The sequence below is a fragment of the Limnohabitans sp. TS-CS-82 genome (genome assembly GCF_002943475.1).
In genome coordinates, this window is record NZ_PTQX01000001.1 from 304,186 (window position 1) to 317,082 (window position 12,897).

14 protein-coding genes are annotated in these 12,897 nt (G+C 54.8%); 7 read left to right on the top strand and 7 right to left on the bottom strand.

Annotated elements, in window-relative coordinates:
* Window positions 1-40: 40 nt before the first annotated feature.
* From C5F52_RS01330 to C5F52_RS01360, 7 genes are all read left to right on the top strand, one after another.
* Window positions 41-853: an inner membrane protein YpjD gene (locus C5F52_RS01330; RefSeq protein WP_104796532.1), complete on the top strand. Its 813-nt coding sequence runs from the start codon at window positions 41-43 to the stop codon at window positions 851-853.
* Window positions 850-1,062, top strand: coding sequence for a PP0621 family protein (locus C5F52_RS01335; RefSeq protein ID WP_104796533.1), 213 nt, complete (start codon window positions 850-852; stop codon window positions 1,060-1,062). The genes C5F52_RS01330 and C5F52_RS01335 overlap by 4 nt, the downstream gene beginning before the upstream one ends.
* Window positions 1,063-1,066: 4 nt before the next feature.
* On the top strand, window positions 1,067-1,636 hold the full coding sequence (gene ampD / locus C5F52_RS01340) for a 1,6-anhydro-N-acetylmuramyl-L-alanine amidase AmpD (RefSeq protein WP_104797112.1): 570 nt from the start codon (window positions 1,067-1,069) through the stop codon (window positions 1,634-1,636).
* A 353-nt stretch (window positions 1,637-1,989) separates the two neighbouring features.
* Window positions 1,990-4,905 carry a ribonucleoside-diphosphate reductase subunit alpha gene (locus C5F52_RS01345; RefSeq protein ID WP_104796534.1) on the top strand — a complete coding sequence of 972 codons (2,916 nt, stop codon included), beginning with the start codon at window positions 1,990-1,992 and terminating at the stop codon, window positions 4,903-4,905.
* 84 nt (window positions 4,906-4,989) lie between these two features.
* Window positions 4,990-6,225, top strand: a complete 1,236-nt coding sequence (locus tag C5F52_RS01350) for a ribonucleotide-diphosphate reductase subunit beta (protein WP_104796535.1) — start codon at window positions 4,990-4,992, stop codon at window positions 6,223-6,225.
* A gap of 191 nt (window positions 6,226-6,416) precedes the next feature.
* Window positions 6,417-6,890 (top strand): histone H1-like DNA-binding protein, encoded by a 474-nt coding sequence (locus C5F52_RS01355; protein ID WP_104796536.1) that lies wholly within the window; start codon window positions 6,417-6,419, stop codon window positions 6,888-6,890.
* An 82-nt stretch (window positions 6,891-6,972) separates the two neighbouring features.
* Window positions 6,973-7,281, top strand: a complete 309-nt coding sequence (locus C5F52_RS01360) for a DUF167 domain-containing protein (RefSeq protein WP_104796537.1) — start codon at window positions 6,973-6,975, stop codon at window positions 7,279-7,281.
* A gap of 44 nt (window positions 7,282-7,325) precedes the next feature.
* Here C5F52_RS01360 and C5F52_RS01365 read toward each other — a convergent pair whose 3' ends face one another.
* The 7 genes from C5F52_RS01365 to C5F52_RS01395 form a co-directional block, all read right to left on the bottom strand.
* Window positions 7,326-8,225, bottom strand: a complete 900-nt coding sequence (locus C5F52_RS01365) for a carbohydrate kinase family protein (protein ID WP_104796538.1) — start codon at window positions 8,223-8,225, stop codon at window positions 7,326-7,328.
* Between the two features lie 29 nt (window positions 8,226-8,254).
* Complete coding sequence (locus tag C5F52_RS29990) at window positions 8,255-8,986, bottom strand: zinc-ribbon and DUF3426 domain-containing protein (RefSeq protein WP_201746955.1); 732 nt, start codon at window positions 8,984-8,986, stop codon at window positions 8,255-8,257.
* Entirely contained in the window at window positions 8,986-9,867 is an 882-nt protein-coding gene (prmA, locus tag C5F52_RS01375; RefSeq protein WP_104797113.1) for a 50S ribosomal protein L11 methyltransferase, read from the bottom strand. Before prmA ends, C5F52_RS29990 begins: the two co-directional genes overlap by 1 nt.
* Window positions 9,867-11,216 carry an acetyl-CoA carboxylase biotin carboxylase subunit gene (gene accC / locus C5F52_RS01380; RefSeq protein WP_104796539.1) on the bottom strand — a complete coding sequence of 450 codons (1,350 nt, stop codon included), beginning with the start codon at window positions 11,214-11,216 and terminating at the stop codon, window positions 9,867-9,869. Before accC ends, prmA begins: the two co-directional genes overlap by 1 nt.
* Window positions 11,217-11,230: 14 nt before the next feature.
* Window positions 11,231-11,683 carry an acetyl-CoA carboxylase biotin carboxyl carrier protein gene (gene accB, locus C5F52_RS01385; RefSeq protein WP_104796540.1) on the bottom strand — a complete coding sequence of 151 codons (453 nt, stop codon included), beginning with the start codon at window positions 11,681-11,683 and terminating at the stop codon, window positions 11,231-11,233.
* Between the two features lie 72 nt (window positions 11,684-11,755).
* Complete coding sequence (locus tag C5F52_RS01390) at window positions 11,756-12,283, bottom strand: TlpA disulfide reductase family protein (protein ID WP_104796541.1); 528 nt, start codon at window positions 12,281-12,283, stop codon at window positions 11,756-11,758.
* Entirely contained in the window at window positions 12,280-12,870 is a 591-nt protein-coding gene (locus C5F52_RS01395) for a hypothetical protein (RefSeq protein ID WP_104796542.1), read from the bottom strand. The genes C5F52_RS01390 and C5F52_RS01395 overlap by 4 nt, the downstream gene beginning before the upstream one ends.
* Between the last annotated feature and the right edge of the window lie 27 nt (window positions 12,871-12,897).

Consider the following 12,897-nt stretch of genomic DNA (forward strand, 5'->3'; position numbering starts at 1 on the left):
GCTTGGTTTTTCGTGTGTAGCGAAACGCTAAACTGTTGCCATGATTTTAGCCAGCGACATCCCGCTCAACCTTTGGCTCGCACTGCCCACGGCAGCTGCGTACGCGTTGACGGCACTCATCGGCCCCCGAGTGGCTCCAGACATGGGTCACCGGCTGTTAAGCGTGCCTTGGGCCTTGCACGGCTTGGGCTTGGTCTTTGCCTTGTTTGCGCCGCAGGAAGGCGGATTGCGCTTTGGTTTTGCACCAGCGCTGTCGGTCACGGCTTGGCTGATGCTCACGTTTTATGTGCTGGAACACCATTGGTTTCCACAACTGCGCACACGTTGGACGCTGTCCATCGTAGGCGCCGCCGTTGTTTTGCTGGCTGCGGCCTTCCCTGGCACATCGCTGCACATCCAAACCTCGCCCTTGCTGCCTTTGCACTTGGCTTTAGGCGTGGCTTCTTACGGTTTGTTTGCAGCTGCCGTGGTTCACGCTTGGCTGATGACTCGCGCTGAAAAGAACATGCGTATGGGTGCTGATACCCATGTGGGCTTGCCTTTGCTCACACTCGAGCGCCTGACCTTTCGATTTGTCACTGCAGGTTTTGTGTTGCTCACAGCCACCTTGGGCGCAGGCTGGTTGTTTGGCGACAGCTTGTATGGCGACCAAGCCGCTTGGCGCTGGGACCACAAAACTGTCTTCTCGCTGCTGTCATGGGTTACTTTCGCCGTGCTGTTGATAGGCCGTAGCCGCTTTGGATGGCGTGGCCGCAAAGCAGTGCGCGTGCTCTACATCGGCACAGGCTTGCTGCTGCTGGGCTATGCGGGTTCACGCTTTGTACTGGAAGTGGTGTTGGGACGTGTGACATGAAATACCTCGTTCTACTGCTCGCCGTCTTAGCCGGTATTTGGTGGATTCGCCAACAGCGAAAGCCTGACCAAGCACCCGGTAAAAAATCTGGCCCACAAACCATGGTGCCTTGTTCCCACTGCGGCACCCATGTGCCGGGGGACGATGCGGTACGTGGCGCACGTGGTCTGTATTGCAGCGCTGCGCACCGCGACAGCCATGAAGGCTGATGCCATGACCACTTTGTGGTGCGATGGCTGGTATCGCTTTGCCAAGCACACGCCCTCGCCCAATTTCGGGCCGCGCCCTGGGGACACATCGATCGACTTGGTTGTGCTGCACTCCATCAGCCTACCGCCAGGCGTTTACGGTGGGCCCGAAATAGAAGCGCTGTTCACCAACACACTGGATTGGGATGCAGACCCCTACTTCCAACAAATTCGTGGCGCCGAGGTGTCGGCCCATTTTGTGATTCGTCGCGATGGCGCACTGATTCAATTCGTCAGCTGCGATGACCGCGCATGGCACGCGGGGCGCTCTAGCTACCAAGGGCGCGACAACTGCAACGACTTTTCGATTGGCATCGAACTCGAAGGCTTAGAAGGCCACACCTTTGAAGCACCTCAGTACGAAACCCTCAGCAGTTTGTGCGCAGCCATCGCACAACACTACAAATTGCATCACATGGCAGGCCACGAACATGTGGCGCCCGATCGCAAACAAGACCCAGGCACCGGGTTTGATTGGATACTTTTGCAGCAGTCTTTGGGCTGGTCTGAAAAAAGCTTTCCGCAGAAAAATTAATTTTTCGTCATTTCATAAAAAAAAGTTGTGTTGCACGGTTTTTGTGCGCTCTCATTTCTCTCTTAGACGCCATGCGCATCAGCGCAGCAAATCACTCTAAACACCACGTCCACGCTTGATTTTGCAATTCAATCGCCCACCAGGACTGATCTCACGCCTGTGCCGTAAAACACGTCTGCAACACAGGTGATTGGGCGACATTTAAAATGTAATCATTTCCTACCAAAACACTACCGGTAGCGTATTGGCACACCATCCAACACCAGATATAGTGTCGACTTGATTTTTAAGAAGTGGTCAAGACACCACTTTTTCTACGCACGATTGACCTGCTCACAAGGAAGAAAAAAGACATGCAAACCGCTGAGAACGCTGTGCACACAACATCTATGGGCCACACATCCGTCGCGCACGACCGTGCTGCCACAGACGCCCCCACCATGTTGAGCCATTACCAAATCATTCGCCGCAACGGCGCCGTGGTTCCTTTCGAACCCGCCAAGATTGCCGTCGCCATGATGAAAGCCTTTTTGGCCGTGCACGGCACACAAGGCGCCGCATCTGCCAGCGTGCGCGAGATGGTCGAAGCCCTCACCCAAGCCGTGGTGCGCGCCTTGATGCGCTCACGTCCAGGCGGCGGTACTTTCCATATTGAAGACGTGCAAGACCAAGTGGAATTGGGTTTGATGCGCGGTGGTCACCACGAAATCGCCCGTGCTTACGTGCTGTACCGCGAGAGCCGCAACCAAGAACGTGCCCACATCAAAGAAGAACAAGCACCTGCGGCTCCCACGTTGCACGTGATCGACAACGGCCAACGCGTGGCGTTGGATCTGAACAACCTCAAGCGTTTGATCAACGACTCGTGCGCGGGCTTGGGTGCAGACGTCAAACCAGACCCGATCTTGGCTGAAACCATGCGCAACCTGTACGACGGCGTGCCCATGGACGAGGTGTACAAAGCCGCTATCTTGGCCACACGTACGCTGATCGAAAAAGACCCAGACTACACCTACGCCACCGCACGTTTGTTGATGCACACCATCGCCAAAGAAGTGCTGGGCAAAGAAGTGCTGCACGCCGACATGGGCCAGCACTACGCTGAGTACTTCCCTCAATTCATCCAAAAAGGCGTCGACAACGACTTGCTCGACCCAGCCATGTTGCAGTTCGACCTGCCACGTTTGGGTGCAGCCCTCAAAGCCAGCCGTGATTTGCAATTTGATTACCTCGGCCTGCAAACCCTATATGACCGCTATTTCTTGCACGTGCGCAAGAACCGCATCGAATTGCCACAAGCCTTCTTTATGCGCGTGGCCATGGGCCTGTCGCTCAACGAAGTGGATCGCGAGGCACGCGCCATTGAGTTCTACGAAGTTCTGTCGTCGTTCGACTTCATGTCCAGCACACCTACGCTGTTCAACAGCGGTACTTTGCGTTCACAGCTCTCGAGCTGCTACTTGTCGACCGTGCCTGACCACTTGGACGGCATCTATGAGTTGATCAAAGAAAACGCTTTGCTGTCTAAATTTGCCGGCGGCTTGGGCAACGACTGGACACGCGTGCGCGCTCTGGGCAGCCACATCAAGGGCACCAATGGCGAATCACAAGGCGTGGTGCCATTCCTGAAAGTGGTCAACGACACCGCCGTGGCGGTGAACCAAGGCGGCAAGCGCAAGGGCGCTGTGTGTACCTACCTCGAAACATGGCACTTGGACATCGAAGAATTCCTCGAGTTGCGCAAGAACACCGGTGACGACCGCCGTCGCACGCACGATATGAACACGGCCAACTGGATTCCAGACTTGTTCATGCGTCGCGTGATGGAAAAAGGCGAGTGGACTTTGTTCTCTCCGTCTGATGTGCCTGACTTGCACGATTTGTTCGGCGCCGAATTCGAAAAAGCCTACGTGGCCTACGAAGCCAAAGCCAAGCGCGGCGAAATCAAGCCAAGCAAAACCATGCAAGCCAGCGACATGTGGCGCAAGATGCTGACCATGTTGTTTGAAACAGGCCACCCATGGATCACGTTCAAAGACCCATGCAACGTGCGCTCACCCCAACAACACGTGGGCGTGGTGCACTCGTCCAACCTGTGTACAGAGATCACACTCAACACCAGCGACACCGAAACTGCGGTGTGTAACTTGGGCTCCGTCAACCTGTCTCAACACTTGAAAGACGGTCCTAACGGCAAAGAACTCGACCATGACAAGCTCAAGCGCACCATCAAAGTGGCCATGCGCATGCTCGACAACGTGATCGACATCAACTACTACGCTGTCAAAAAGGCGCGTGACTCCAACCTGCGCCACCGTCCTGTGGGCATGGGCATCATGGCCTTCCAAGACAGCTTGTACGAAATGCGCGTACCTTATGCGTCACAAGCCGCGGTTGAATTTGCTGACCGCTCGATGGAAGCCGTTTGCTACTACGCTTACTGGGCATCGTCTGAGTTGGCCAAAGAACGCGGCCAATACGCCAGCTACAAAGGTTCGTTGTGGGACAAAGGCATCTTGCCAATTGACTCACTCGACATGCTCGCCCAAGCACGCGGGGGCTACCTCGAAGTCGACCGCAGCAAGACCATGGACTGGGACGCCTTGCGCGCCAAGATCGCCAAAGACGGCATGCGCAACTCCAACTGCGTGGCCATCGCACCAACCGCGACCATCTCCAACATCATTGGTGTGGACGCCTCGATCGAACCTTGCTTTGGCAACTTGTCCGTCAAGTCCAACTTGTCGGGCGAGTTCACCATCATCAACCACTACTTGGTGCACGACTTGAAGCGCCTTGGTTTGTGGGACGACGTGATGGTCATGGACCTGAAACACTTCGACGGCTCTCTGCGCCCCATCGACCGCGTGCCACAGGAAGTCAAAGCCTTGTACGCCACGGCGTTTGAAGTCGAACCCACTTGGTTGGTGGAAGCCGCATCACGTCGTCAAAAGTGGATTGACCAAGCGCAGTCTCTCAACATCTACATGGCTGGCGCGTCAGGCAAAAAGCTCGACGAGACCTACAAGCTCGCTTGGTTGCGCGGCTTGAAGACCACGTACTACCTCCGCACCTCCAGCGCACAACAAGTTGAGAAATCAACTGTGCAAGCTGGCTCACACAATGCTGTGTCTTCGGGTCCAGCAGCAGGTGGTATGAACGCACTCGAAGCAGCAGCCGCTGCGGCGCAAGCACAGATGAATGCCATCCCCGCCACTGACATTAAATTCTGCGGTGTGGATGATCCCACCTGCGAATCGTGTCAGTGATACAACAAAAACTTGCAACGAAGTTCACGAATGCTTTGCGTTTGTCTTCGTTGCATTCATAATTCATGCATTGGATAAATACATATGTTGACCTGGGACGAAGAAGTCAAGCCCTCATCGCCATCACCTCTTGCAAGCGGATTACCTCACCGCTCGATGGAACTCCCACCTGTTTCTGCGACACCTGCCATGCAGCCTGTTGCGGCTACACGCACTTTGAATGACGGCGCAACAGTGCCGTTGTCTGCGGCAGCACCTACACCAGCAGCAACCCCAACGCCTACATCTTCTGCAGCCAGTGCGCGCCGTGTGACAGCCGCTGACAAGCGCATCATCAATGGCCAAACCGACGTCAACCAGTTGGTGCCGTTCAAATACAAATGGGCATGGGAAAAATACCTCGCCACTTGCGCCAACCACTGGATGCCGCAAGAAGTGAACATGACACGCGACATCGCGTTGTGGAAAGACCCCAACGGTCTGACCGACGACGAGCGTCGTTTGATCATGCGTAACCTAGGCTTCTTTGTGACAGCCGACTCGCTTGCTGCCAACAACATCGTGTTGGGCACTTACCGCCACATCACCGCACCTGAATGCCGCCAGTTCTTGTTGCGTCAAGCGTTTGAAGAAGCGATTCACACACACGCTTACCAATACATCGTCGAATCTTTGGGCTTGGATGAAGGTGAGATCTTCAACGCGTACCACGAAGTCAAATCCATTCGCGACAAAGACGAGTTCCTGATCCCGTTCATCGACGCGATCATGGACCCCAACTTCCACACCGGCACACTGCAGACCGACCAAACACTTTTGAAGTCGTTGATCGTGTTCGCTTGCTTGATGGAAGGCCTGTTCTTCTACGTAGGCTTCACACAAATCTTGGCCTTGGGCCGTCAAAACAAAATGACGGGTGCTGCCGAGCAGTACCAATACATCTTGCGTGACGAGTCCATGCACTGCAACTTTGGCATTGATTTGATCAACCAAATCAAACTTGAAAATCCACAACTGTGGACAGCAGAGTTCAAGGAAGAAATCAAAGCCTTGTTCATGAAGGCCGTCGAGCTCGAATACCGCTATGCCGAAGACACCATGCCACGTGGCGTGTTGGGCTTGAATGCCTCGATGTTCAAAGGCTACTTGCGCTACATCGCCAACCGCCGCGCCACGCAAATCGGTTTGGAAGCCTTGTTCCCCAACGAAGAAAACCCGTTCCCTTGGATGAGCGAGATGATCGACCTCAAGAAAGAACGCAACTTCTTTGAAACCCGTGTGATCGAGTACCAATCTGGTGGTGCTCTGTCTTGGGACTGATGGCTTAAACACACACATGTCACCGAACTTGTTCACCACACTGACAAACACCCGATCACGAGGTGTGGTGGTGAACTTACCCCGTTCATGGCGTTGGACCCGGGTCCAGCGCCATGAATCGTTTTGCACACAAAAATCCGTGCAAAGTGTTTTTTCACCCAATGATCTAAATTCGATCTAGGAGAACAAAAATGGCAACTGCAAAAAAACCGGCCGCTAAAAAGGCCCCTGCAAAGAAAGCTGTCGCGGCCAAAAAGCCAGCAGCTAAGAAAGTCGCGGCTAAGAAGCCAGCAGCTAAAAAAGTAGCGGCCAAGAAGCCAGCAGCTAAAAAAGTTGCAGCTAAAAAGCCAGCAGCTAAAAAAGTAGCGGCTAAGAAGCCAGCTGCAAAGAAAGTTGCGGCTAAAAAGCCAGCAGCTAAAAAAGTAGCAGCTAAGAAGCCAGCCGTTAAAAAAGCTGCCGCTAAAAAGCCTGCTGCTAAGAAAACAGCGGCTAAAAAAGTAGCTAAGAAAACAGCGGCTAAAAAGCCTGCTGCCAAAAAACCAGCTGCTAAAAAAGCCGCTAAAAAGCCTGCTGCAAAGAAAGCTGCGAAAGCACCCGCTGCCCGCGCACAGACCACGTTGAACCCGCAAGCTGCTTGGCCTTTCCCAACAGCTAGCAAGCCTTAATCTTCACTGATCAAGGCAACGGTTTACCGTCAGCTCAAGCCCGACGCCGCAAGGCCTCGGGCTTTTTCTTGCCCCCCACATAATGACGCTCCCTCCAACCACTTACCTTCGCCCAGAGAAAACAGGCGCAGTGATCGTGGATATCCATGTCATCCCCAACGCCTCACGCACCCAAGCCGATGGCGAGCACGATGGCGCGCTGCGTGTGCGCTTACACGCACCGCCCGTCGATGGCAAAGCCAACCTGGCCCTGACAGCATGGCTAGCAGATACCTTAGGCATTGCCAAACGAGAGGTGGAATTGATACGCGGACAGACGTCCAAACGAAAACAGCTGCGGGTCAGCGCAGCTGCTTGTACCAAAGCCCAATGGCTCGCCTTGGCAAATTAAAGCGCTAGCAGCGCCTGTATCACTTCAAGAGAAGCGGTTCCCTTTCAGGCGATCACCAAGCCATCAACGTTGTAGTTTTGCGGACCACGTTGCGCAATTTTGAGTGCACCCACTTGGTTACCCAAAGCGGCGCACTTGGCCAACGACCAGCCCTGCTCCAAACCGAACAACAGCGCACCACGCCATGCGTCGCCACATCCTGTGGGGTCAACCACAGCAGCAGCTTTGACAGGCGGCACAAGGGTCTTCTCACCGTCAATCCACACTTCACAACCTTCAGCTCCCAAGGTCACGATCAAGCCCTTCACACGGCGTGAAATGTCGGCATGGCTCAGGCCTGTGCGGTCACTCAGCATCTTGCCTTCGTAGTCGTTCACCGTCACCCAAGTGGCTTGATCGATGAAGCGCATCAGGTCTGCGCCATCAAACATGGGCAGACCTTGGCCTGGGTCGAACACAAATGGAATGTCTGCAGCTTTGAGTTGCTCAGCGTGCTGAATCATGGCATCGCGACCGTCGGGCGAAATGATGGCCAGCTTGATGTCAGCGCGTTTTTCAATCTTGGTGGTGTGCGCCTGCATCATGGCGCCAGGGTGGAAAGCCGTGATTTGGTTGTTGTCACGGTCGGTCATGATCATGGCTTGCGCGGTATAGCTGCCTTCCACTTGGCGTACATACTCGGTCGAGATGCCCAAGGTCTTCAAGCGCTGCAAGTAGTCCGCTGCATCGGTGCCCAAGGTGGCCATCGGCAACGGTGTACCGCCCAACACTTTCAAGCTGTAGGCAATGTTGCCAGCACACCCCCCAAAGTCACGACGCAAAGCGGGCACCAAAAACGACACGTTCAAGATATGCAGCTGGTCGGGCAAGATTTGCTCAGCAAATCGGCCTTCAAAATCCATGATGGTGTCAAACGCGAGTGAGCCGCAAATCAGCGATGCCATAAAGCTACTTTCGAAAAATAAGAGAATCGTTAAGGGTAAAAAACAAAAGCGCGAAAACCCGTGATGCGCTTGCTCACCTTGTCGTCCAAGTCGAAGTTCAAGGTCGAACGCACATCGCGCAGCGCTTGCACATGGTCTTTGCCTGACAGCTCTTTAGCGCTGAACACACGACGCACCAAGACTTGGTCTTGCAAATCAATCAAACTCAACTCCAACGCGGGCATGGCCACCGGATGGTGCTGCGTGTTTTTCAAACGCAGCTGCACGGTATAGCCACCCTGTGGGTTTTCAGTGAAGCTGCTGCTTTCAATCAGCACAGCCTCAGGCTCGCGCGGCCACGTGACTTCGCAAGCACACAGGGCTGAAAGTACGGGGCGCAATGCGGGCTCTTCTGCTCCCAGCCAATTGCGCTGGGCCACCACGAGTTGCAACAGCAAAGCCAAAACCAAGACACCTGTGCCCACCACCCATTTGAGTGGTAAGGAAACGTTCACGTCATCTGCTGATTCCGTGTTTTTCAGTGAAGGGGTAGGCGTGACCTCATTCGCTGCAATAGCAGGCGCCATGGCTGCACGGAACAAGGCAGGTGCGTCTGCACTTGGCGCAGGGGGTTCAGGAATGTCAGGTGGCGTCTCAAAATGCAACGCCGCTTCAAACACGTGCGCACAACGACCGCACCGCACCCACCCTTTGGCCAGCTCTAGCTGTTGGGGCGACACCTTGAAGGCGGTCTCGCATTGGGGGCAGTGGGTAATGTGCATCAGCAGTGGGCGGTCATCAAAATCCAGCCATCTTCCGTGTCGCTCACTTGCAGCGTGCAGTACGGCGCGTAAGCGTCTTTGAGTTCTTGGGCTTGTCGCTCAAGGATACCCGCTAACACCAAGTTGCCACCCGCGGCGACATGGCTACGTAGCAACGGTGCCAGCACTTTGAGTGGTGTAGCCAAGATGTTGGCCAACACAGTTTGATATTGACCTGTGGCCTTGTCGGGCAATCCTGCATTCAAGCGCACATTGTTCGCATCGGCATTGAGCACAGTAGCCGTGACAGCCGCATCGTCAATGTCAACCGCGTCAATGTTGTTAGCACCGTGCAAAGCAGCACCAATGGCCAAAATACCAGAGCCGCAACCGTAATCAAGCACGCGCTGGTTGGCCACATCGTGCGTGGCAATCCAACGCAAACACATGCGCGTGGTGGGATGTGTGCCTGTGCCAAACGCCAGACCTGGGTCTAAGCGAATGACTTTTTGAGCTTGCTCAGGGGGCTCATGCCATGTCGGAACAATCCAAAACTCGGGCGTGATCTCCACAGGCGCGAATTGCGACTGCGTCAAACGCACCCAATCTTGGTCAGCCACGGGTTGAATGCCCAGCACTTGGCTGTCAGCAAAAAAATCTTGCAAGGCCAACAAACGCGAGGCATCTTTGGCCGTTGCCTCTTCGGCAAACAAGGCCACGATGCGCGAACGCTTCCAGCCTTCTTTGGGAGGCGGCATGCCAGGCTCGCCAAACAAGGCTTGCTCGGCATCGGTTTGGGCATCCGCATCTTCGACGGACACACTCAAAGCATCGAGTGCATCCAGTGCCTCGCAAACAGCTTCCACGCTGTCTTCGGGGCACATCAGTCGCAGCTCAAACATCAGCGCTTGTGAGCGGCGAGCCACTCTTCCAAGTAATGAATATTGGTGCCACCGGCCATGAACTTGGCGTCCACCATCAACTCGCGGTGCAGCGGGATGTTGGTGTTGATGCCTTCGACCAAGGTTTCGTTCAACGCGGTACGCATGCGCGCCAAGGCTTCGTCACGGGTGTCACCGTGCACGATGATCTTGCCGATCATCGAGTCGTAATTTGGCGGCACGTAGTAGTTGGTGTAGATATGTGAATCCACACGCACGCCGGGGCCGCCGGGTGCGTGCCACATGGTGATACGACCAGGCGAGGGGATGAACTTGAACGGGTCTTCCGCGTTGATGCGGCACTCGATCGAGTGGCCGCGCACTTCGATGTCGCGCTGCGCAAAAGGCAACTTCAAACCAGCCGCCACCATGATTTGTGTTTTCACGATGTCAACGCCGGTGATGTATTCCGTCACAGGGTGTTCCACCTGCACGCGGGTGTTCATTTCAATGAAATAGAACTCGCCGTTTTCGTACAAGAACTCAAACGTGCCCGCACCGCGGTAGTTGATCTTTTTACAAGCTGCGGCACAACGCTCGCCGATCTTGTCGATCAACTTGCGTGGGATACCTGGTGCTGGTGCTTCTTCGATCACTTTTTGGTGACGACGTTGCATCGAGCAATCGCGCTCGCCTAAGTACACCGCATTCTTATGCTTGTCAGCCAAGATCTGAATTTCGATGTGGCGTGGGTTTTGGAGGTATTTCTCCATGTACACCGCAGGGTTGCCAAAGGCAGTGCCCGCTTCGGCTTTGGTCATCGCCACGGCGTTGATCAAGGCGGCTTCGGTGTGCACCACGCGCATACCGCGACCACCACCACCGCCAGCGGCTTTGATGATGACGGGGTAGCCCACGCTCTTGGCAATGCGCTTGATGGCGGCAGGATCGTCCGGTAACTCGCCTTCAGAGCCTGGCACGCAAGGCACGCCCGCTTTGATCATGGCTTGCTTGGCCGACACTTTGTCGCCCATGATGCGGATGGATTCAGCGGTCGGGCCAATGAACTGGAAACCGCTCTTTTCAACGCGTTCCGCGAAGTCGGCGTTTTCGCTCAAAAAGCCATAACCAGGGTGAATGGCTTCGGCGTCTGTGACTTCAGCAGCCGCAATGATGGCGGGCATGTTGAGGTAGCTCAGCGTAGAAGACGCTGGGCCAATACACACGGCTTCGTCAGCCAGTTTGACGTACTTGGCGTCACGGTCGGCTTCGGAATACACCATCACCGCTTTGACACCCAACTCGCGGCAAGCGCGTTGAATGCGCAGCGCGATTTCGCCACGGTTGGCGATCAGGATTTTTTTAAACATGACAGGCCAGCCCCTTATTCAATGATGAACAGGGGTGCGCCGTATTCCACAGCTTGGCCGTTCTCGGCCAAGATTTTGGTGATGGTGCCTGCCTTGTCAGCCTCGATCTCGTTCAAGATCTTCATAGCTTCAATGATGCAGATGGTGTCGCCTTCTTTGACTTGCTGGCCCACTTCGGCAAACGACTTGGCGCCAGGGCTAGAAGAGCGGTAGAACGTGCCCACCATGGGTGACTTGACGGTGTGACCTGCAGGTGCGGCTTCGACCACAGGTGCAGCAACAGGCGCTGGGGCAGCAGCCACGGGGGCAGCCATCGCAACAGGAGCAGCCATTTGCGTCACCATCGCCACAGGGGCGGGTGCACTCTTAACGATACGGACCGTGCCTTCTGCCTCGGTGATTTCGAGTTCAGACACATTGGAGTCGGAGACCAGGTCAATCAACGTCTTGAGTTTTCGCAAATCCATAACTACATCCTATTTGTTGTAAATAAGGTGCTAATTTACACCAATTTCAAAATCTTCGTCGGATAAAACTACTTACGCCACCCATTTTTTGATGTCATCCGGTGTCAACTTACCCAGTTTCCTTTGGATCAGCTGCCCATTTGCATCTAAAACCACCGTAAATGGGAGGCCTCCGACATCATTCCCAAGCATCTTGCCGAGTTCCGTCCCGTTTAATCCAGCCAAACCGATTCTGTAATTCACGGGAAATTGGCTCAAATATTGACGCACACGGCTCGGTTGATCGATGGCAAGACCAACAACTTGCCATCCTTTCGATTCATTTTCGCGAAAAAACGCATCAATTAAAGGCATTTCTTCAATACAAGGGGTACACCAGGTGGCCCAGAAGTTGATCACCAAGGGGCGACCTTGCAAAGCCTTCATCGACAAAGTCTCACCAGCGGGTGTGTCGAACTCAGCGGCCCACAAAGCGGTCAAAGCTTCAGCGTCCATCGCGCCCACAGACTGGCGCTTCCATGCCACCCCTGCTCCGGCAATTGCAGCCAGCGCAGCCACGCCTGCATACATCGCCACTCGTCTATTTGCACTCAACGTCATTCAATTTCCTTCATCAGTCGCTGCAATGCAGCCAAGTCACCTCGGTAGGTTCGTCCTTGCCCGTCGGGTTTCAAGGCACCACGCAGGTCGTCTAAGTCGTAAATCATCAGATGTACCAACACTTTTTGCGACAGACCTGGGCAACTGCTCAAGATGCTCAACGCATCCACCGCCTCGCCTTGGAACCCCTGAACCGTGCTGACCTCGTAGCGCACATTGTGGTCAATGAGGCTAATTTCGGCTGATTTGGAGTCATCGCAAAACAACTGTAAATAAATGTCAGACAAACCGGTGGCAGTGCCGCGCCACACGGCCCCGCCCAAGTGAGGACGGAAAGCTACCATGCGCTCCATCCACACCGCCGCTAACGCTCGCAAGGCAGCTAGCTCGGCAGGCTGGGTGTCGGCGCAAAAGAGATCCAAGTATTCACGCACGGCGTCTTCCACTTGGTCGTTGTTGGGCAGCTGCGCGCGTGTATTCAAACCCAGCTGTTTGACTGCGCGACGTTTGGCGGGGCCGTACTCCAGCCCCTCTTCCACCACCATGCGAGCGGCTGTGGCTGCAATTTCGTCTTGAACCGTATTCATATAGGTGTGATTGTGGGGCCACCCAAG

Excerpts from the sequence above, each read along its gene's own strand:
- C5F52_RS01330 (WP_104796532.1), top strand. The coding sequence starts at position 41 with ATGATTTTAGCCAGCGACATCCCGCTCAACCTTTGGCTCGCACTGCCC.
- C5F52_RS01335 (WP_104796533.1), top strand. The coding sequence starts at position 850 with ATGAAATACCTCGTTCTACTGCTCGCCGTCTTAGCCGGTATTTGGTGG.
- ampD (WP_104797112.1), top strand. The coding sequence starts at position 1,067 with ATGACCACTTTGTGGTGCGATGGCTGGTATCGCTTTGCCAAGCACACG.
- C5F52_RS01345 (WP_104796534.1), top strand. The coding sequence starts at position 1,990 with ATGCAAACCGCTGAGAACGCTGTGCACACAACATCTATGGGCCACACA.
- C5F52_RS01350 (WP_104796535.1), top strand. The coding sequence starts at position 4,990 with ATGTTGACCTGGGACGAAGAAGTCAAGCCCTCATCGCCATCACCTCTT.
- C5F52_RS01355 (WP_104796536.1), top strand. The coding sequence starts at position 6,417 with ATGGCAACTGCAAAAAAACCGGCCGCTAAAAAGGCCCCTGCAAAGAAA.
- C5F52_RS01360 (WP_104796537.1), top strand. The coding sequence starts at position 6,973 with ATGACGCTCCCTCCAACCACTTACCTTCGCCCAGAGAAAACAGGCGCA.
- C5F52_RS01365 (WP_104796538.1), bottom strand. The coding sequence starts at position 8,225 with ATGGCATCGCTGATTTGCGGCTCACTCGCGTTTGACACCATCATGGAT.
- C5F52_RS29990 (WP_201746955.1), bottom strand. The coding sequence starts at position 8,986 with ATGCACATTACCCACTGCCCCCAATGCGAGACCGCCTTCAAGGTGTCG.
- prmA (WP_104797113.1), bottom strand. The coding sequence starts at position 9,867 with ATGTTTGAGCTGCGACTGATGTGCCCCGAAGACAGCGTGGAAGCTGTT.
- accC (WP_104796539.1), bottom strand. The coding sequence starts at position 11,216 with ATGTTTAAAAAAATCCTGATCGCCAACCGTGGCGAAATCGCGCTGCGC.
- accB (WP_104796540.1), bottom strand. The coding sequence starts at position 11,683 with ATGGATTTGCGAAAACTCAAGACGTTGATTGACCTGGTCTCCGACTCC.
- C5F52_RS01390 (WP_104796541.1), bottom strand. The coding sequence starts at position 12,283 with ATGACGTTGAGTGCAAATAGACGAGTGGCGATGTATGCAGGCGTGGCT.
- C5F52_RS01395 (WP_104796542.1), bottom strand. The coding sequence starts at position 12,870 with ATGAATACGGTTCAAGACGAAATTGCAGCCACAGCCGCTCGCATGGTG.